Raw genomic sequence first — 19,220 nt, 5'->3', positions numbered from 1 at the left:
GCCGAGATGCATTGTATTCTGCCCATGTCCATTGAGAAGCATATGGCACTAACCGATGTGGTAGACTTTGATGTACAAGAACATCGGAGTTCTGGTGCTTTTATCCAAGGGGGCAAGGGTGCGCAATATCAATTTGCATCAACTCGCGACCTTTCAGGTGGTCGCGAAGCATTCCAGCTACGTGCGCGCTGCTGAAGAATTGCACTTTAGCCAGCCCGCCGTATCGGCTCAAATTCGGCAGCTTGAGGAATCATTGGGTGTCAAGCTCTTTGACAAAATCGGGCGGAGAACACATCTGACGCGCGCAGGCGAGGAACTGTACCTGTATAGTCAGAAAATCTTCTTATTGATTGACGAGGCACTGGATACAATGGAGGCTCTACGCAGCCCCCACTATGGGCGTTTAAGTGTGGGCGCGGATACAACTGTTGGGACATATGTTATTCCTAAGTATCTCGGCAAGTTTCGTCAAATATATCCAGAGGTTGAGATTGCGCTGGAAGTCTTTAACCATAACTATCTGGTTGATGCACTTGTAAATAATCGGATCGACATGGGCATCATGGGCCGGGTACCTAAAGATGTTCCCCTCTTTGTCGCTCCATTTGTCGCGAACGAATTGGTGATCGTTGCTCCTCCGACGCATCGCCTGGTGAACTGTGAGCGCGTTCCGCTGACCGATCTGGCGCGTGAACATTTTCTGATGCGTGAAATAGGCTCAGGAACTCGAGCGGCCCTGGAGGAGGTTTTTCATGAAGCTGGCCTCCCTTTACTTGTCAGTATGCAGGTCGGAAACAATAGCGCCATTAAGCAGGGGGTGCAAGCGGGACTGGGAATCGCGCTTATTTCGCGGGTGGCGCTCGACATGGAGTTAGAGACGAATCGCCTGGCACTGCTAGATGTCGAGGGCTTTCCTGTCATGCGTCAGTGGCGTTTGCTGCACCTCAAAGAGAAGAATCTCTCCGCGACCGCGCGCGCCTTTAAGCTCTTTCTCTTACAACATGCTAATGTGCCCTACAATGAAGTGCCCTTGTTGAAAACGCGCCCACACAGACCAGAGGCGATCTAGTATTGGACTTCCCTACATGCCCAGCAAATCGGCTCGCTGAATAGTATTCTGGATGCTCCGTGCGATAGCTGCGTCGACCATCTTTCCATCGACTGCGATGGCACCTATTCCGTGTACCTGCGCCTCGCGGTAGGCACCGTCAATCTTGCGCGCTTCGGCAACTTCCTCAGGTGTGGGAGAGAAGACCTGATTGGCGATTTCGATCTGGCTGGGGTGAATGGCCCATTTACCCACGAAACCTAGCGCACGCGCTCGCAGACATTCGCGTTGGTAGCCCTCAGGATCTTTGAAGTTCGAGTAGGCTCCATCAATAGCATCGATGCCAGCCGCACGCGCGGCAATGACAATCTGGTTGCGGGCATAATACCAGGTATCGGGATAGATAGCGAATGAGCCATCGATACCGCGACTATCAATGCCTTGCGAGGCGCTATAGTCTCCAGGACCGAAGATAAGCGCCTCCAGGCGTGAGCTTGCGCGCGCGATTTCCTCCACATGGAGCATAGCCTCTACCTCTTCGATAAACGCCTCCAACTTGATTGGATGTGTCCGGCGCAGACGTTGCTCAATTTGCGTGAGGAGCACATCGACCCACCAGACGTCACGCGCAGCCCTGATTTTGGGGAGAATCAGGATATCAAGTTGTTCGCCAGCCTCTTCGACGACGGTGATGATATCCTGATAGGCATACTCGCTTTCGAGATTGTTGATGCGCACAGCGCGCGATTTGGTGCCCCAATCCAATGTTGTTAATGCCTGGATTACCTGGGTGCGTGCCTCAGCCTTGGCGTCGGGAGAGACCGCGTCTTCGAGGTCAAGCAGTACGAGGTCGGACTGGCTGGCGGCAGCCTTGCGCATCATATACGCATTGCTACCAGGTGTTGACAGTTCTGAACGTCGTAGGCGCATAGCTTTCATCTCCTTTACACGCAGAGGTTTGTTCCAGTAAGGGCTATTCTAGCTCTAAGGCATCGTGAGCCAGAGTCGAGAGCGTAACATCATCCATTGGGGGATGATGGAGGCCTGCTCGCACATCGCGGTAGTAGCGCTGCAATGGGAAGTTAAGGGAGAGGCTTGCCCCTCCAACCAGGCGCATTGCGATGTCAACAATCTCAACAGCATGATTCGTCACAAGATACTTGGCGGCGGCAAGCTGGCTTGCGGGCACGCTTTCAGGCTCCTGGCTGAACTGCTCGGCTATGCCAAAGAAAACAGCCTTGCTCTGAAGAAGGGCCAGTTCCATCTTCGCGGCCTTCTCCTGGATATGTGGTATAGCGGCGATAGACTGTTGCGTGATCGAGTTGGGGCGGCGGCGGCGTGCGAAGTTGATGGCTTCATTGCGTGCTGCCTGCGCGATGCCCAAATAGACCGCGACGGTAGGGAAGGACCAAGCACTCAGGCGTGTCCTGGAAGCGAGGTCGCTCTGAAGCTGGGATTCCATATATGCCTCAGGCTCGACACGGACGTTCTCCAGGATGACGTCATTGCTACCGGAGCCACGCATGCCTACCGAGTTCCAGGTATCCTTGATGCTGAGCCCTTCCGCTGTGTGGGGAATCAGGAATTGTCCGCGCTCTGCTTTGATGGGGGGTAGGTTTGTGCGGTCTTCGATGGCGCAACTGGTAAGGAAGAAATAGAGGGCATGGCTACCAGTCGTAAATGTCTTGCGCCCATTGATGAGCCATGAGCCATCTTCCTGACGCTGGGCGACGGTGGTGGGGAGTCCGCCACGGCTAGGGCTTCCAGTTGCGGGCTCGCTCAGGGCTGCGTTAATCATAGCCCCCTCTTCGACGACGGCCTGGCAGATATGCTCGAAGAATGGATTGGGGCGTTCACCTACATTCTCCGCCATCTTGGCGATATTGGCGATATGCATGCTAGCTGCTAGCGCCGTTGAGGCATCGCCCTGAGCCAGGCGGTACTGAGCTAGTACCACATCGATCAGGCTGGCCCCCATGCCGCCATACTTTTTTGGAACAGTCAGCTTGAGATAGCCAGCGTCGCGTAGATCACGAAAGTTTTCCAGGGGGAATTTGCCAGCCCAGTCATTTTCCTGGGCGCGCTGGGCAAATGTATCAGCTAACGCTCCTGCGAGCGTGAGAAGGCGTTGTTGTTCTTCCGTTCTGGGATAGAGGGGGAAACTCATGAATTGGTTGCTCCTTGCAAACGAACAGTTATACTCTCAGCCTTATTTTATAACAATCTGGCGCTCACTGCTCTTTCGGCCCTGATGCGAGTCAATTTTATATGGATATACTCCCCGATGTGCTGGCCTTAGAGGATTGTGTAGGAATGATGTTGCAAGGATGAAATGGTTTTGTTTCAGGGTATCCAGGTAATGCCAGGAAAAGAGGGGTGCTTGTTAGTGAAGAGGAGGAGCAGACCCCGCCAAAGCGGAGCCTGCTCTCCCGAAAGTGGGGGCGCTTCATAAATGGTAGTTCAGTAGGACGATATATTAGGAATGTATATGTTTTTTTGCGTCATGTGAAAGGTGTGTGGGTGGTGCTTGATATGTTCAGTCTTTCAATTAGCCCATAACTTGATTGTAAAGATCGTAGATAGTCGAAGTGGCTTCCTGCTCACCTACCTGACTTGCTAGTTGTTGTTGATAGCGATCCACACGCCTCATGCGTAGATCAATAATGTCATGTTTTGATGTTCCCCAGGCCAATCCACTAAGGCCTTGTTTGATAGCTTCATATTCTTCGATAATATGCTGGCGCAGGATGGTGATTTCGCTCTGATGCATTGGGGGTGCCTTCTTTCCTGGTAAGAGCTGGGTGAGTGATAGAGTAATCCGCTTTACGTGCCGCATATATGTGGGACATTGCCATCGCATATGTTGTACTTTTCTAAACGAGGAATATACAATGTTTTTTCGCGATCTGCATGTTTTTTGCATGTTTTTTATGGAATTTTTATAGTAGTGTCAGGATTTCATCTCAATGATCCTGTAGAATGTCACACGCGACATTCTACAGGATCATTGAGAAAGAGCGAAACAGGTTAACGCTGCCTGAAGAGGCACTTCTATGAGAAGAGAGCACTATGTCTAGCGAAGCTTCTCTTTGAGAAAGTTGATCAGGCGAGGCCAGGCATCGGCTGCGGCTGCCTCGTTGCCGGCCCCATGATCGGGATTGATAAAGGCGTGCCCCGCATCGTAAATCTTAACAGTGATATCTTTACCCGCGTCCTGGTAGCGCTTCTCAATCGTGTGAACTTGCTCCAGTGGGATGCTGTTGTCCTGGCTTCCATAGATTGCTAGCACCGGTGCGTTCACACGCGCGATTTCTTCGGGTGTAGGATCGTAGCCAGCGCCATAGAAAGCGGAGAGTGCTCCCAGATCAGGGTAATGAGAGGCTGTGGTATAGGCGAGAAAGCCGCCGAAGCAGAAGCCAACGAGCCCGAGCTTCTTAGGCTCAACGATGTCCATATTCTTTATGACATTGAGCGCGCCAATGATCTCCTTGACCGCACGATCTATATTCTTTTGTGCCATCATCATGAGACGCATCGCATCATTGGGTTCGGTCGCGACTTTGCCATGAAAGAGGTCGGGGACCGCGACGACAAAGCCTTCTACGGCTAATTTTTTCGCTAGATCTTGTATATGCGGCTCAATCCCCCACCATTCTTGAATAAGAACAAGACCGGGATGAGTTGCATCATCATCGGGCTGAGCGACAAAGGCGTATGCATTGTCACCGTTGACTGGTAGCTTGACCTGGGAAGTACGAATGACCGCCATGTGAATAGCTCCTTTACTATCGTCAATGCTGGGCCGAAACGCCCTTAGATTGCCCGTTTCTAGTAGAGATAAACGGCGTAGTATGATATTGTACCGTTAGCATAAGATCTTCTTGCATTATATATCATGAATACGAGAGATAGGCTGTACTGGACAGCGAGCTGTAGAGATATCGCGTTTACATCTAGGTGGCATATTGACGCCGCTTCTGTTGTTCTATACAATAGAGATACCATAGAGATGTAGAGCTTCCCCGTCAGGGGTGATGATTCGAGTGAGAAGATGACTGATATACAGCGACAAGACATGTTCATGCTAACAATAATGCGTGTCTCGATGTGCCAGATGCCGATGATGGTATTGGGTAAGATGTCGCTGCCCTTCTCCAGGCCTATTCCGCTCTCGGTGTGAGAGCATCCCAGTGCAAACCTTCGAGGAGTGAGCGATATCCGCCCACTCCTCTTTCTTTTGCCTATTGATAGGCCGTTGATGACGCAATATGCCTGCCAGGGCGACAATGAGGAACGAGAGGTAAAACATGACCAATGTACAGACGCAAGACACGTCATCTGAACGTGTGTATGAGCCAGCCGTGACCGAACGCTATTATGTGACCACTGCCATTGATTATCCAAACGCGCCGCCACATATTGGGCACGCGCTGGAGAAGGTGCTCACGGATGCTATCGCGCGCTATCACCGCTTACGAGGCGACGACACCTTCTTCAGTATGGGTGTGGATGAGAATAGCCTGCATGTCTTGCGTGCGGCGCGCGCGGCTAATGTTGAGCCCCAGGTGTGGGTAAAGGAGCTAGAGGCGGCTTTCCGTCTGGCCTGGAGCAAGCTTGATATTAGCTATGATCGCTGGATTCGCACGACGGAAGTACATCATCGCAAGGTCTCTCAGGAGATCTTTCGCCGGGCACAGGCAAAGGGAGACATCTATCGCTCTGTCTATTCTGGCTGGTATTGTCCTAATTGCAACACTTTCTATAAAAGTGAGGACTTAATTGATGGTCGTTGTCCCAATCATCCAACGTTAACGCCCGAATGGCTGGATGAAGAGAATTACTTCTTCTCGCTTTCGCGCTACGGCGAGCGCCTGCTTGCTCATATCGAAGAGCATCCTGAGTTTATTATTCCTGCCGCGCGGCGAGCGGAGGTTATTAGCGTTATTAAAGAAGGGTTGAAGGATTTTTCTATCTCGCGCCAGGTTCGGCCTGGTCTTGAGAACTGGGGCATTCCAGTGCCGGGAGATCCACAGCAGGTTATCTATGTCTGGTTCGACGCGCTGACAAACTACCTGACGAATGTAGGTTTTCTGGAAGATGAGGAGCGTTTCGCCCGTTACTGGCCTGCTGATGCGCATGTGATTGGTAAAGATATCACCCGTTTCCACTGTTTGTACTGGCCTGCTATGCTCCTCTCGGCGGATCTACCATTGCCCAGGCAGATCCCGGTACATGGATTTATGACGCTGGAGGGACAGCGTATCTCCAAGACAAGAGGCAATGTCATCGATCCAGTGCAGCTTGCCGACAAGATTGGCAGTGACGCTATTCGGTATTATCTGCTGCGTAACCTGTCGCTTGCAGTAGATGGTAACTTCACGCGAGAAGGGTTGCTGCGTGCTTACAATGATGAGCTTGGAAATGATCTTGGCAACCTGCTCCAGCGCTTTGTTGCCATGAGCAAACGCTACCGGGGAGGCGCGATTCCGCAGCCTGACCCCGCGACGGCACTTGATAACGAGCTTCAGAGGCTGGCTGAAGAGTGTGGCTTACGGGTGGCACAGTCCCTGGAGGCGTGGGAGATTGGGCGCGCTTTAGAGGAAGCCTGGAGCTATGTGCGGCGAGTCAACCAGTATATTGAGCAGTGTGAGCCGTGGAAACTGGCACGTCAGGAAGGGCAAGAGGCACGCCTCGATAGCGTGCTTTACACCGTGGCGGAGAGCTTGCGCTTACTCTCAATCTGGCTCACGCCTTTCATTCCGTCAGCATGTCAGCGCTTGCGAGCGCAATTGGGATTAGAGACACTTCAGAATGGAGCATGGCGCGAAGATGGTTCCTGGGGGGCTTGCCCACTGAGCCACGTCGTACCCGGTCCAGTGCTCTTCCCGCGCCTGGATGAAAGTGTGGAGGTGTGATGGTATGTAGTGCACTCGCTCAAGCGTCGCGCCCACATATGGTAGCGATCAGGTCTGCGATATATTGTTGTGAATGAAAGCGTGTGAAGGTGATAAAGGCGAGGGCGAGATGCTTACAAGAAAGCATCTCGCCCTCGCCTTTGTGTGCTAGTTTGCGGCAGGAATGATGGGAAGCAGGATCGAAGAGGGATGCTCAGCATCGTGAAGAATCGTTTGCTGAGCTATGGCAAACTCGGCGTCCACGCCCAGGTCATGCCCCGTATTGGGATTGCGGTCCCAGCGGGGGAAACTGCTACTCGTTATGTCGACACGGATGCGATGACCCTGTTTAAAGAGATTGCTGGTAGACCAGAGATCAATCTCATACTCGTATGCCTGTCCCGGCTCAATGAGCGAAGGAGCCTCACCTTTCGCGTGGTGGCGATGGCGCGCGCGAATGATGCCATCCGTCAAGTTCTGTGCGTAGCCATCAGGGGAGACATCAACCAGGCGAGCGATGAAGTCAGTATCCGGAGCGCTGGAAGTTGCCCATAAGCGAACTGTAATGGGACCGGTCACCTCCGTATCTTGCTCTAGTGGAGGTGTGCTATACACCAGTACATCCTCGCGCTGTTCGATAGGGCGCTGATCGTAGGGACCGGAGCGGTATTCAGGTGTCATCAGGAGCGCGCCGCCACGGGTGGAAACTGGATTCGCGGGATCGTAGGTATAGTTGTCGGATTCTTCTGCCTCAGGTGGTGTCGTACTAAGCGTACCATCACCCTCAAGCGTATTGGCGTGCCCATTGCTATGGAGATAGTAGCGTGTCTCTACCGCGCGCGCCAGGGGCCACTCCTGCTCGTCGCGCCAGATATTGGCTCCCATGACGAAGAGCTTGATAGGAGCTTCGGCCTCAATGCCGTTCTCAACGCCTTTCAGATAGTGATCAAACCAGCGTACCTGCAAGCTAACTAGGTCAATCTTGAGATCGATGAACGCGGCAGTCGAGCCCATGCCAAAGTTGAGTTCTCCTATGGGATTGTTCATCCCACCGTGGCTCCAGGGGCCGACCAGGAGCTTGCTCTGGCGTGCCTCAGGTGTTTTGCCCTCAGTGCGCATGATGCGGAAATTCTCGATGGTGTCTTGTAGGAAGATATCGTACCAGCCAGCGATATTGAAGGTTGGTACTATAACTTTCTCATGCTTGCCAAGGATGGTCATATAGTTAACGCGGTCCTGCTGCATCTCATAGGGGAAAGCATCGAAGAAGGCCGGAGCGACATCGTTACGCTTGAGAGGCGCGAATTCACGCAGTGGGAGTGAGGCGTAGCCTTGAGAGCCGAGCGCGTCGATGTCATTGATCAATTGGTAGAGTGCGGCTCCCAGGATGCGCGGATCGGCCTCGCCTCGATGGCGACGTAAGAGTACGTCGAGACCCATCATCATTTGCCACTGAGCTGTGGTCCCTAGTTCGAGCGCGCCACCACGGAACGTTGTACCGTTTAGCGGATTGTTCCAGGTCTGAATGGGAATGGCTGTTTTTAGCGCGGGCGGCTGGAGGGTCATGGCGGACCATTGCGTAAAGCCGAAGTAGGAGATGCCAAACATGCCTACCTCGCCATTACTATAGTTTAGTTTGGATGCCCACTCAATAGTGTCGTAGCCATCCTCTGCTTCAGCTTGCATTGGTGTCCACTCACCGCCAGAAGTAAAGCGCCCACGCGTATCCTGAATAATGACTACATAACCCTGGCGTGCGACCTGAAGGGGATCAAGGAGCGCGCCAGCCATTGGAAGATCCTTGCCATAGGGTAAGCGCGTTAGCAGAACCGGCCATTGGCCTTCGCTGGCGGGACGATAGACATTAGCGCGCAAGATGGTTCCATCTCTCATCCTGGCAGGAACATCAAAATCGACGGCGACCTGGTGACCCCTGGATTGTGTCATAAGAAATAGCTCCTCTCGCTGTGATGGATCTCTCTATTTATGTATCTCTATCTTGGTATCATACAACGCTGAAGGGGATGGCGGCTAGAAACAGGTTGGCGTCTTCTATCGAGATAGCAAGCGAAAATACTTTTTGAAACGTATACTATAAGTGGTGTCAGCGTGCATGAAATAGGATGGTCTATGTGGTTCTACTATGCGAGGTTGCATGTTGCTAGGAGTGGGAGAAAGCATAAACTGTGCCATTGAGTAATACGTATAAATGCTACCCCTTTTGAGCTTGACACATTTTAAGGCAATTCGTTATACTCTCTTCACATTAAGGATTTATACGAAAACTAATCCTTATGTAAGGGCATCACCTAAATGTGGCATGGTGGTGCCACCGTCATAGCAAGCGCGAACACCTTATGAGAAGAAGCCCATATGCCGGTTTGCACATCGGCGTTTAGATAGAGTGCGTGGAGCATTATGGATCAGGACTTTTCGACGACTGCTTATCTGCTCATACAGAAGGGACCTCTGGTGGGGAAGCGGGTAGAGCTGTGGAAGGATTGTACCACAATCGGACGAAGCCGTGATTGCGACCTCTTTTTGGAGGATATCACTGTTCATCGTAAGCAGGCTAGTATTTTGCGTCTTCCTAATGGCTTTGCCTTGCGCGACGATCATGGGAGTGGCGATAGTTTTGTCAATGGTCAACCGGCGCAGGAGCAACTTCTATACAATGGTGATGAGTTGGAGTTTGGGCACACTCATATGGTCTTCTATGATAGCGAGGGGACACGCCCGTTCCAACTGCCATCCTCACGTGGGCGCGAGTCCCTAAAAGGGAAAGATGCAGAATCTCAGTCAGTAGCTGCTTCATATCTCTATCCAGTTGGTGGACGCAGCAATGTCAGCCAGTTTGAAATCTTTCCAGATATGACGATTGGGCGAAGTCGTGAGTGTGATCTCTTTTTGGAAGACCTCTCCGTTAGCCGCCATCATGCGACCCTGCACGAATTAGAGGGTGGCATGTATGAATTGCTTGATAATAGCTCTGCTGTTGGCACCTATATCAATGGGCGGCGTATCACGCGCCAGGTCTTGCGCGAAGGCGATGTCGTGCAGATAGGTTCTATTCGCTTTGTATATCGGCAGAGCAAGGGTTAATAGGCTTACTGCTCCGTAATGCTTCCAGAAAGAGAATAGCATTGGTCTCAGGTCGGTTGTGTACCGAGAAGACGGGAAAGGGCCTGAACGCGCTCACCATAGTAATCGCGTAGGCAACCGTTGCGCTCGCGTAGTGGTTGCATATAAGCCCGTGTATGCCACATAAATTCCCATACCTCGCGTGGAATAGCCTGCTCATACCCTTGGTCCTGCCGGCGGATATGTGTCGCTGAAATTTCGCGATATGTGTTATTCAAGGTGAGTGGCTGAATATAGGCCGCGAAACGCGTATTCTCAGGCCGCTCTAGTAGCGCATGTAGGGCTTCTGGCCCGTCATTCCCACGTGGTGCGACTAGAAGGCGTGCCTGGGCAAAAAGCCCTTCCAGAGCTTTATCTCGATCCTCATAGTAGCGCGGATCAAGGATTTGAACGATTTTATCAAACCCCATTAAGAAGTAAATCGCCCGTACGTTGGGCAAGCTGTGACGAATCGCCAGTGCTTGCTCCGCATACAAGCCTCGATTAAAGAGTAGGACCCCCGAAGAGCGAAAACGCCTCATTAATCTTGTTAGCAGTTCCAGGCGATCTAGAAAGAGCGGGCGGGTCACACTCTCTTTGTCAACTGTCTGTTTGCTCATGGCTGTGTAGAGACGCATGGGAGCGTGGGCACGTGCGTATTGTTGTGCTTGCTTGAGCATAGCCAGATGTGCCAGGGTGGGAGGATTGAATGAACCAGTGAAGACGATAATATTGCCCTCGGGGGTGGGGGAGCCGGGAAGCGACAACGCGAGCGGTTCGCCACGTGGATCGAGCTGATCCAGGGTATGCTGGATACCTCGCAAGCGCTTCAAGCTTCGTGCGGATAGATAAAGATGTGAGTTCATAGTTTTATTGTATCACCTGTTGGATGAGAAGGTGACTCATAATAGCGAGCATATACGTCTTTATAGTATTGGACTGTTTTTGTGTAGTCAAGAATACTTCTCTTCGTTTGTCGCTGATATATGTATTATGGGGGCGAGTCGATGAAAGTGGTACTCTGATGAGACCGGGTAATCAGGGACTGGGTGGTCTAGTGAACGTCAATTGAGGGAGGGGACTAATGGTATCAACAACGCAGGCTCCAATATTGTTTGTAGAAGATAGCGAAGAGGATACAGAGGTATTTCGTTGGGTGCTGCATAAACTGGCGCTCAATATTCCTCTAGTGCGGCTTGAGGATGGTGAGGAAGCGCTTGATTACCTCTATCAGCGGAACATTTATAGTGCTCCTTCAGCCGCACCCCGACCAGCGCTTATTCTGCTCGATTTAAATTTAATTGAGACTGATGGCAGGGAGGTGCTACAAACGATTAAGTCAGATGATGATTTGAAGGCGATCCCCGTTATCATATGGTCGGGGTCAGATGAAGCACAGGATGTGAAGATCAGCTTCCAGGAGGGAGCAACCAGCTATATTAGCAAACCGCTTGATATCCACAAATTAAAATATGTTGTTGAGATGATTCATCATTATTGGTTTGGTGTGGTTGTGCTGCCTGAGAATACAGAGGGTAAGGCATAACAGAAGCATTAAGGTGAGGTTGAGCCCGATCTGAACAGAAAACGTAGGGGAGGCTGCCCCTGGATAGGCATCCAGAGACAGCCTCCTCTATACTGCTTGTAAGCGCTGCTTACGCCTGAATCAGGCGGCGGAGTACCGTCAGTAAGATACCGCCGTTCTTATAGTATGTTACGTCGATAGGGCTATCCAGGCGCGCGATAGTCTCGAACGTAAAGGTGGAGCCATCCTCACGCGTAACCTTGACAGTGACTGTCTGGCGTGGCTTGAGTTCCTGCTCGATACCCAGGATATCGTACGTCTCATGCCCGGTCAGACCTAATGACTCTTTGCTTTCGCCGGGGCGGAATTGAAGCGGGAGAATGCCCATACCTACGAGGTTGCTACGATGAATACGCTCAAAGCTTTCAGCGATAGCGGCGCGGACACCAAGCAATAGCGGGCCTTTCGCTGCCCAGTCGCGCGAACTCCCTGAACCATATTCCTTGCCAGCGATAATCAGTAAGGGGGTCCCCTCTTGCTGATAGCGCATGGAGGCATCATAAATGGTCATCTCGGTGCTATCGGGCTGGTGAGAAGTATAGTAGCCTTCTTTGCCATTCGCCAGGTGGTTACGTAGACGAATATTGCCGAAGGTGCCGCGCATCATAACCTCATGGTTACCCCGGCGTGCTCCGTACGTATTGAAGTCGCGGCGCTGTACCCCATGCTCCAGCAGGTATTGTCCAGCGGGGCTCTGAGGTGCGAAGCTACCAGCGGGCGAGATATGATCGGTCGTAATAGAGTCATCCAGCACTGCCAGAACACGCGCGTTGCGAATATCCTGTATAGGGGCTGGGTCTCCGCTCATCCCTTCAAAGAAAGGTGGCTCGCGCACATAGGTTGATTCGGGGTCCCACTCGAAGAGCGTCCCCGTAGAATTGGAGAGTGCTTGCCAGTGCTCATCACCCTCGAAGACGCGCCCATAGTTCTCGGCAAAAACTTCGGGTGTTACTGATTTGGTAACAAGCTGGCTGATCTCTTCCTGGCTCGGCCAGATGTCGCGTAGGAAGACCTTTTCGCCTTTATCGTTGATGCCGACAGGCTCATTGACCAGATCAATATCCACGGTACCAGCCAGAGCATAGGCCACGACCAGAGGGGGCGATGCCAGGAAGCTTGCGCGGACCTGGGGATGGATGCGGCCCTCAAAGTTGCGATTTCCGCTCAACACAGCCGTGACCACCAGATCGTTCTCCTGTACTGCCTCGGCGACTGGTTCAGGTAGTGGACCTGAGTTGCCTATGCAGGTTGTGCATCCAAAGCCAACGAGATTGAAGCGAAGCTGTTCGAGAGAGGTGAGCAGGTCGGCATTGCGCAGGTAGTCGATGACGGCGCGTGAGCCCGGTGCCAGACTGGTCTTGACCGCCGGGTTTACCTTCAGGCCCTTTTCGACCGCGCGTTTGGCGAGCAGGCCCGCCGCGATCATCACAGAGGGATTGGAGGTGTTGGTACAACTGGTAATAGCTGCAATAGCCACGGACCCATGTCGTAAATGGGTTTGCTGCCCATCGAGATTGAGTAAGATGTCTTTCCCCTCAAGCACGCTATGTCCGTTGCCGTTGGCGTGTGCCAGGGTTTGCTCGGCATCCTCTTGCGCCTCAACGGCATCAGGGGTTGCGATACCACCCTCGTTGCCCAGGCGAATATTCGCGTTCTCGGTGGTTACATTGGTGGCAGCGGCTTTGAAGCGGTCGGCATAGGCCTCGCGGAAAGCCGTGCCCAGAGCTTTCATAGAGACACGATCCTGTGGACGGCGCGGACCGGCAAGGCTGGGCTCAATGGTACTTAGATCAAGTTCAAGCAGATCATCGAACTGTGGCTCTGGAGTCTTGTCGGTGCGGAAGAGCCCCTGAGCCTTTGTATAGCGCTCGACTAGGTCAACGAGTTTGGGATCGCGTCCGGTAACCCGCATATAGCGCAAGGTTTCAGCATCGACAGGGAAGATGGTTGAGGTCGCGCCAAACTCAGGCGACATGTTCGAGATGGTGGCGCGGTCAGCCAGACCTAGATAACTGAGGCCAGGGCCGGTAAATTCGACAAATTTGCCGACAACGCCGCGTTTGCGCAACATCTGTGTAACTGTGAGAACCAGATCGGTCGCGGTTGCCCCCTCTGGGAGCGCGCCGGTCAGGCGCATGCCAATGACTTCAGGTGTGAGCAAATAAAGTGGCTGTCCGAGAAGTACCGCTTCTGCCTCAATACCACCCACACCCCAGCCTAGCACTCCCAGGCCATTGATCATCGTAGTATGTGAATCGGTACCAACGAGGGTATCCGGATAGGCGACCTTAGTGCCATTATCATCTTTCGTCATGACGACCGAGGCTAGATATTCCAGATTGACCTGGTGGACAATGCCTGTGCCAGGAGGGACGACCCGGAAGTTGCTAAATGCCTGTTGCGCCCAACGCAGCAGAGCATAGCGTTCGCCATTACGTTCATATTCGCGCTCAACGTTCTGCGTGAACGCAAATTGAGTACCAAAGGCATCGACCTGTACTGAGTGGTCGATTACCAGGTCCGCTGGGACGAGTGGATTGATTTTTTCGGGATCACCTTGCAGGCGAGCAACCGCTGAGCGCATCGCGGCGAGGTCCGCGACCGCTGGAACACCGGTAAAATCCTGCAACAGGACGCGCGCGGGCAAAAAAGGATATTCAGCTTCGCTGGTTGCTGCCTGCCGAGGTGTCCAACGAGCCAGGGAGAGAACATCTTCCTGTTTAATCAAATTGTTGTCAGCGTGACGGAGCATATTTTCAAGAATGATTCTGACCGTGAAGGGCAGATGATCGAGGTTTGCTATGCCATATTGCTCAAGCGCGCTGAGGCGGAAGTATTCTACAGCCTCTGATGTGCCCTCGAGCGATGTGCGAGCATGAAATACATCTTTGTATGCCGTCATAAACACAAATCCTTTACTCCATATTCGAGAACCTGAGCGCAGCCTCCTTTATACGAACCCCCAACGCTGCCATTGAGGCAGTTAGCGCTGACGCGCTCAGGCATTCGGTGTAGAGTCCTCGCTAGCCGCGAGAGCGGCGTTAGTTTTCGTATAAGATCTTAGTGGAGAAAAACTAGCGTGGAGGGTGATGAACAATCACGAAATCCTCCAGGGGATTGTTTATCTATGCCTGGAAGTGAATCCTGTGGCCTATGAACATAATCATTATATAACAGGCTGAGGGTGCGATGTACACTTCATATAGACGGTCGAAAGCGCGCCAATATCCGTTGGAAAAGAGAAAATGTGTTGGCCTTGGCATATACTAGATATAGTAGGGAGAGACTGGGATACTCTTGCATGTTTCCTGGTTCCTTGCTATAGTCCATTCTAACTTCTTTTGTGCGGACCGCTGATTGGCCTGCAAAAGAAGCGCCTAATTGACGTCTACCTTTGAGAATCCTCTGGCTGAGTTTGTAGGGTGGGGGGACCATGCAAGCAGCATTAAAAGTAATAGGTTTTTCTTCTCTACATAAGTCTTATAATAGGTGCCATATGTATTGACAAGCTGGCGACATTTTCGATACAGTAGTGGTAACAAAGTCGCTTTTGCGTTAATAGTTTTAGTAATATGCAGGCTAGGGAGGAAGGTGTGTTCATGGGGCTATGTTTGGATCGGGAGGGATGTAATTTCGCGAATCGCGAAAAGGCGCGATTTTGCGCGCGATGTGGTATACCCTTAGCAGGGACCGTGCTGCTAGAGCGGTATGAAATCCTGGATCTAACGAGCCAGGAACGTGGCTCGGTGACGCTCAGCGCCCGTGACCGCCAGCAACAGTTGCAAGTGCAGGTACGTGCGTTGATCCCTCAGGGAGTGACGGTAAGTGAACGCGATGACTTTTTACAGAACGCGGAAATGGCTGCTTCGCTCTCACAACGGATGAATGAGCCAGGGAGTATTCGTGTGCTTGACTACGGCCAGGATGGACCGTTGGCCTTCCTGGTAAAGGTGGAGCAGAAGAGAGATGTGTGGGCTGCTCCTCGTCGTGAGCAGGAGGCACAACGAGCCTGGGATGCTTCTCACGGTGAGGAGGAATTTGGGCTTGATATAGAGAATAATGATGACGATGAGACAACTATCGTGCGTCTTTCCGTGCCGAAGCAGAGGTCGATAGCCAGTCCACATCAGTCAGATGCGCTTCCCCAGGGGCACCTGGCATACGAGCGAGGTGAGTACGAAGAGGCTCTCACATACTATGACCAGGCGATTGAACAAGATGTTGTATCTATTGATGCCTGGAGCGGCAAAGGGATGGCGCTCTTGAGCCTGGGACGCCTGGAAGAGTCGTTGCTGGCATATGACCACGCTATTTCGCTTAATCCTAGCGAGCCTGAATTGTGGACCTCGCGTGCGAATGTATTACATGAATTGCGGCAGTTCGATGAGGAAATGGATTGCTATGATCAGGCATTGAGGTGTGACCCTAACTATATTTATGCCTGGAGCGGGCGTGGTATGGCCCTGGCAGAGCAAGATAAGCCAGAAGAGGCGCTTATGGCTTTCGACAAAGCATTGCTTCTTGATCCACGGCAGAGTGTCGTCTGGCAGGCCATGAGCGATACACTATATAGCTTGCATCGCTATGAAGAAGCGCTTATCGCGGTCGACCGAGCCTTTGAGATTGATGATAGCAATGTTTCGTCCTGGGATACCAAAGGCAATATTTTGCGTCGTTTGGGGAATGCAGCAGAGGCTTTACCATTACATGAGCACGCACTTGAGCTTGATTCTGAGAACGCGACGCTCTGGTTTGACAAGGGGAATGATCTACGTGATTTGGCGCGCTATGACGATGCCCTGGCAACATATGATCGCGCCCTTGAAATTGATCATAGTCTGGCTGGCGCGTGGTATAATCGAGGAAATGTTCTAGCTGCGCAGCAGAAGTTCGAAGATGCTCTGGATTCGTATGGTCATGCCCTTGAATTTGACGATGGTTTGACCTCAGCCTGGTACAATAAGGGAAGCCTTTTGCATGAGCTACAGCGCTATGAGGAGGCCCTGGTGGCCTTTGATCGCGCTCTAGCGGGAGATATTCACTACATCGCAGCCTGGAATAACAAAGGTTTATCGCTCTACGCGCTTGGTCGTTTTGATGAGGCTCTGGCCGCATTGGATCAGGCTACCTCTTTCGCTCCCGAAGAGCCTGATGCCTGGTACAATAAGGCTGTGGTTCTACAAAAAGTTGGTCGAAACCAGGAAGCGATCTCTTGTCAGGAGTGGGCGCGCTCTTTGGAGCAGCAAGCGAGTGGGAGTGAGGTTTCTTAGCTTTATGTGTGGTTGTTGAGATGGGTGGTTTCACCACTAGTGGTTGCTGGTGAGCAAGAGCCATTTGTGTGTTTTTTGAGGCATCACCATCGAGAGGAATATCTGCTCGCAGTAACTTTATGACTCGGAGGAGGGAATGCGACGCTGCGCCGATCAAGTTGATTGTGGTTATGAAAACCGAGACAGCGATTTATTTTGTCGTGCCTGTTCCTTACCGCTCATACATACTATGTTAGCGGGCCGGTATCGTGTAGATGCTTTAATCAGTAAGGGAGGGTATGCTGCGGTCTTCCGTGGCGTAGATCGCAACCTTTCACGTTATATTGGTATTAAAGTCCTTCTGCCCAGTCGCACAACAAATAGCGAACACGAACATTTTCTGCGTGAGGCCCGAATCGCGGCGACGCTGGATCATCCAAATATAGCGCCAGTCTTGGATTATGGTCGGGATGGCCCCAGTGTATTTCTTGTGATGCCGCTCTATACGGCGGGCTCCTTAAGGACACGCCTAGCACATGCCAATGGCCCGTTACCTTTGTCAGAGGCTAAGAGCAGCTTTACCCAGCTTGCCAGTGCGTTAAACTATGCACATACACGTCCTCGACCTGTTATCCATCGTGATATTAAGCCAGAAAATATCCTTTTGCACCAGGATGACCATCGCCTGGTGATTACGGATTTTGGGATTGCGCGTGCTTTAGAACCTGGAGCGCGTGTGGGTAGAACTGTCACCGTACGAGGCACAGTTGGATATATGGCACCTGAACAGACGAGCGGTGTGGTTGATCCACGTAGCGATCAGTATGGGTGTGCTATTGTGCTCTACGAGATGTTAACAGGCTATCATCCGCTTGATCCTGCGGGTGGGACGGTGCCTCCTGTAACGTCGTTAAACCCTGATTTGCCGCAGGCCCTGGATGATGTTGTGCTGCGTGCCATTGCCTCCAACCCTGAGAGTCGTTATGCCGATATGCAGGAGTTTATGCAGGCATTCGACGCGGCGTTCACAACCAGCGCTAAAGTTCCCAGGGTGCGTGTCCCGTATCAAAATCCTGTCGCTCCAGATGTTCACACAGTTCCTTCCTCGCGGCAAGGTTCACGGGGGGCAGTACAGCCTCGCATTCTGGTAATACTGGTAAGCAAAGCGTCGTAGCGCAGAGCACTACTCGGCGAGCCAACACTACGAGTATTGCGGAAAAGTGCCGGGAGGGTGACCTCTATCTTGAGCAGCAGCGTTACTCACAGGCCCTTCAGGCGTATGAGGAGGCTTTGAGTATGGATGCCTTGAACTTCTATGCCTGGAATGGAAAGGGTACTGCGCTCTATAACCAGGGCTATTATCGCAAGGCGTTGGATGCGTACCTGTACGCTACTGAGATTGACGCGAGCAACCCTGTCGTCTGGGTGAGTGCTGGACTGGTGTTTATGCGTTTACAACGTTATCAGCAGGCCCTGGCGCATTTTGAGCGCGCGCTCTCAATCGATGCTCAGTATGTCGCGGCCTGGAATGGGAAAGGCGATGCGCAGCTTGATATGAACCAGCCTGAGGAGGCGTTGGAATCCTATCAACAGGCCCTGGCGCTTGATCCAAAGAGCTTCCAGGCCTGGAATGGTCTGGGCAATGTGCATTCCAGCCTGCTCGACTATGCCGGGTCGGTTGATGCCTATACGCGAGCCTTGATCGTCAATCCTTCCAGCGCGGTGGCCTGGTGTAATAAAGCTGAGGCCTTATTGCGCCATGGACATAATCGGGCAGCTCTGGATGCACTCAATGAGGCGACTGAGATGGACAAAGGCTATGTTCGTGCCTGGCTCTTAAAGGCCGAGGTCTATGAGGCTCTAGGTAATACACAAGAGGCGCAGAAAGCGCGCAAGCGTGCGCGCGCCTGGACCTTGAGAGGCTAGCTAGCAATTGGTGTTTGCCGATACTGTAGATCGTCTTCTGTCTGGCTTGTCGCGCACTGGTATGTGATTCAATATCTTTGAAAGGTTCAATCTATTTTTGTTATTAGTCGAGCAATTGGCTACGAAGATAAAATAGATAAATATCTACCAAATGAAGTGGCATTGTGTATCTATATCTTGAAGACCTACATTTCCGATTGAAGGCTCAGTGGAGATGCCTTTTGCCGAAGCGAGAGACTGTAAATGTCATATAAATGGCATTCAGGGAGCATCTGAAAATGATAGCTCCCCTTTGAATTATCTGGCATGCCCTAGTAGAAGCATTGTCAAAAGCATACCGACCGTCAAGAGAAGCAAGAAAACCAGACCTACAATGATGATACCAAAGGCTGTTGATT

At 52.0% G+C, this 19,220-nt stretch carries 14 protein-coding genes; 7 read left to right on the top strand and 7 right to left on the bottom strand.

Features of this window, described 5'->3' with window-relative positions; genetic code table 11:
* Positions 1-118: 118 nt before the first annotated feature.
* Positions 119-1,069, top strand: a complete 951-nt coding sequence (locus tag K3T82_RS06730; protein WP_220192714.1) for a LysR family transcriptional regulator — start codon at positions 119-121, stop codon at positions 1,067-1,069.
* 12 nt (positions 1,070-1,081) lie between these two features.
* On the opposite strand, the gene K3T82_RS06725 is transcribed toward K3T82_RS06730, so the two are convergent.
* The 4 genes from K3T82_RS06725 to K3T82_RS06710 all read right to left on the bottom strand — a co-directional run bounded on the left by K3T82_RS06725 (position 1,082) and on the right by K3T82_RS06710 (position 4,817).
* Complete coding sequence (locus K3T82_RS06725; RefSeq protein WP_220192713.1) at positions 1,082-1,978, bottom strand: HpcH/HpaI aldolase/citrate lyase family protein; 897 nt, start codon at positions 1,976-1,978, stop codon at positions 1,082-1,084.
* A gap of 43 nt (positions 1,979-2,021) precedes the next feature.
* Positions 2,022-3,215, bottom strand: coding sequence for an acyl-CoA dehydrogenase family protein (locus K3T82_RS06720; RefSeq protein WP_220192712.1), 1,194 nt, complete (start codon positions 3,213-3,215; stop codon positions 2,022-2,024).
* 381 nt (positions 3,216-3,596) lie between these two features.
* Positions 3,597-3,818 (bottom strand): hypothetical protein, encoded by a 222-nt coding sequence (locus K3T82_RS06715; protein WP_220192711.1) that lies wholly within the window; start codon positions 3,816-3,818, stop codon positions 3,597-3,599.
* 303 nt (positions 3,819-4,121) lie between these two features.
* Positions 4,122-4,817, bottom strand: coding sequence for a dienelactone hydrolase family protein (locus K3T82_RS06710; protein ID WP_220192710.1), 696 nt, complete (start codon positions 4,815-4,817; stop codon positions 4,122-4,124).
* A gap of 538 nt (positions 4,818-5,355) precedes the next feature.
* Here K3T82_RS06710 and metG point away from each other — a divergent pair.
* Entirely contained in the window at positions 5,356-6,963 is a 1,608-nt protein-coding gene (gene metG, locus K3T82_RS06705) for a methionine--tRNA ligase (RefSeq protein WP_220192709.1), read from the top strand.
* A gap of 147 nt (positions 6,964-7,110) precedes the next feature.
* Here the strand turns inward: metG and K3T82_RS06700 are convergent, their stop codons facing one another.
* The gene (locus K3T82_RS06700) at positions 7,111-8,889 is read right to left on the bottom strand and encodes a CocE/NonD family hydrolase (protein WP_220192708.1); all 1,779 of its coding nucleotides are present in this window, start codon (positions 8,887-8,889) and stop codon (positions 7,111-7,113) included.
* A gap of 471 nt (positions 8,890-9,360) precedes the next feature.
* On the opposite strand from K3T82_RS06700, the gene K3T82_RS06695 reads away from it, so the two are divergent.
* Positions 9,361-10,044 (top strand): FHA domain-containing protein, encoded by a 684-nt coding sequence (locus K3T82_RS06695; protein WP_220192707.1) that lies wholly within the window; start codon positions 9,361-9,363, stop codon positions 10,042-10,044.
* 47 nt (positions 10,045-10,091) lie between these two features.
* On the opposite strand, the gene K3T82_RS06690 is transcribed toward K3T82_RS06695, so the two are convergent.
* Positions 10,092-10,928 carry a nucleotidyl transferase family protein gene (locus K3T82_RS06690; protein WP_220192706.1) on the bottom strand — a complete coding sequence of 279 codons (837 nt, stop codon included), beginning with the start codon at positions 10,926-10,928 and terminating at the stop codon, positions 10,092-10,094.
* Between the two features lie 218 nt (positions 10,929-11,146).
* On the opposite strand from K3T82_RS06690, the gene K3T82_RS06685 reads away from it, so the two are divergent.
* On the top strand, positions 11,147-11,608 hold the full coding sequence (locus tag K3T82_RS06685; protein WP_220192705.1) for a response regulator: 462 nt from the start codon (positions 11,147-11,149) through the stop codon (positions 11,606-11,608).
* A gap of 109 nt (positions 11,609-11,717) precedes the next feature.
* Here the strand turns inward: K3T82_RS06685 and acnA are convergent, their stop codons facing one another.
* Positions 11,718-14,549, bottom strand: a complete 2,832-nt coding sequence (gene acnA / locus K3T82_RS06680) for an aconitate hydratase AcnA (protein ID WP_220192704.1) — start codon at positions 14,547-14,549, stop codon at positions 11,718-11,720.
* A 697-nt stretch (positions 14,550-15,246) separates the two neighbouring features.
* Here acnA and K3T82_RS06675 point away from each other — a divergent pair.
* From K3T82_RS06675 to K3T82_RS06665, 3 genes are all read left to right on the top strand, one after another.
* Complete coding sequence (locus K3T82_RS06675) at positions 15,247-16,917, top strand: tetratricopeptide repeat protein (protein WP_220192703.1); 1,671 nt, start codon at positions 15,247-15,249, stop codon at positions 16,915-16,917.
* Positions 16,918-17,053: 136 nt separating this feature from the next.
* Positions 17,054-18,070, top strand: coding sequence for a serine/threonine-protein kinase (locus tag K3T82_RS06670; RefSeq protein WP_220192702.1), 1,017 nt, complete (start codon positions 17,054-17,056; stop codon positions 18,068-18,070).
* A 35-nt stretch (positions 18,071-18,105) separates the two neighbouring features.
* Entirely contained in the window at positions 18,106-18,822 is a 717-nt protein-coding gene (locus tag K3T82_RS06665) for a tetratricopeptide repeat protein (protein ID WP_236031252.1), read from the top strand.
* Positions 18,823-19,220 lie beyond the last annotated feature (398 nt).

The organism is Ktedonospora formicarum (genome assembly GCF_016587355.1).
GTDB classification, from domain to species: domain Bacteria; phylum Chloroflexota; class Ktedonobacteria; order Ktedonobacterales; family Ktedonobacteraceae; genus Ktedonobacter; species Ktedonobacter formicarum.
The sequence above is the reverse complement of the archived record's forward strand: the minus strand, read 5'-3'. Positions and strand labels throughout refer to the sequence as shown.

What these genes read in the sequence shown, in the direction of transcription:
- K3T82_RS06725 (WP_220192713.1), bottom strand. Translation starts at nt 1,978, where the DNA reads ATGCGCCTACGACGTTCAGAACTGTCAACACCTGGTAGCAATGCGTAT.
- K3T82_RS06720 (WP_220192712.1), bottom strand. Translation starts at nt 3,215, where the DNA reads ATGAGTTTCCCCCTCTATCCCAGAACGGAAGAACAACAACGCCTTCTC.
- K3T82_RS06715 (WP_220192711.1), bottom strand. Translation starts at nt 3,818, where the DNA reads ATGCATCAGAGCGAAATCACCATCCTGCGCCAGCATATTATCGAAGAA.
- K3T82_RS06710 (WP_220192710.1), bottom strand. Translation starts at nt 4,817, where the DNA reads ATGGCGGTCATTCGTACTTCCCAGGTCAAGCTACCAGTCAACGGTGAC.
- metG (WP_220192709.1), top strand. Translation starts at nt 5,356, where the DNA reads ATGACCAATGTACAGACGCAAGACACGTCATCTGAACGTGTGTATGAG.
- K3T82_RS06700 (WP_220192708.1), bottom strand. Translation starts at nt 8,889, where the DNA reads ATGACACAATCCAGGGGTCACCAGGTCGCCGTCGATTTTGATGTTCCT.
- K3T82_RS06695 (WP_220192707.1), top strand. Translation starts at nt 9,361, where the DNA reads ATGGATCAGGACTTTTCGACGACTGCTTATCTGCTCATACAGAAGGGA.
- K3T82_RS06690 (WP_220192706.1), bottom strand. Translation starts at nt 10,928, where the DNA reads ATGAACTCACATCTTTATCTATCCGCACGAAGCTTGAAGCGCTTGCGA.
- K3T82_RS06685 (WP_220192705.1), top strand. Translation starts at nt 11,147, where the DNA reads ATGGTATCAACAACGCAGGCTCCAATATTGTTTGTAGAAGATAGCGAA.
- acnA (WP_220192704.1), bottom strand. Translation starts at nt 14,549, where the DNA reads ATGACGGCATACAAAGATGTATTTCATGCTCGCACATCGCTCGAGGGC.
- K3T82_RS06675 (WP_220192703.1), top strand. Translation starts at nt 15,247, where the DNA reads ATGGGGCTATGTTTGGATCGGGAGGGATGTAATTTCGCGAATCGCGAA.
- K3T82_RS06670 (WP_220192702.1), top strand. Translation starts at nt 17,054, where the DNA reads ATGCGACGCTGCGCCGATCAAGTTGATTGTGGTTATGAAAACCGAGAC.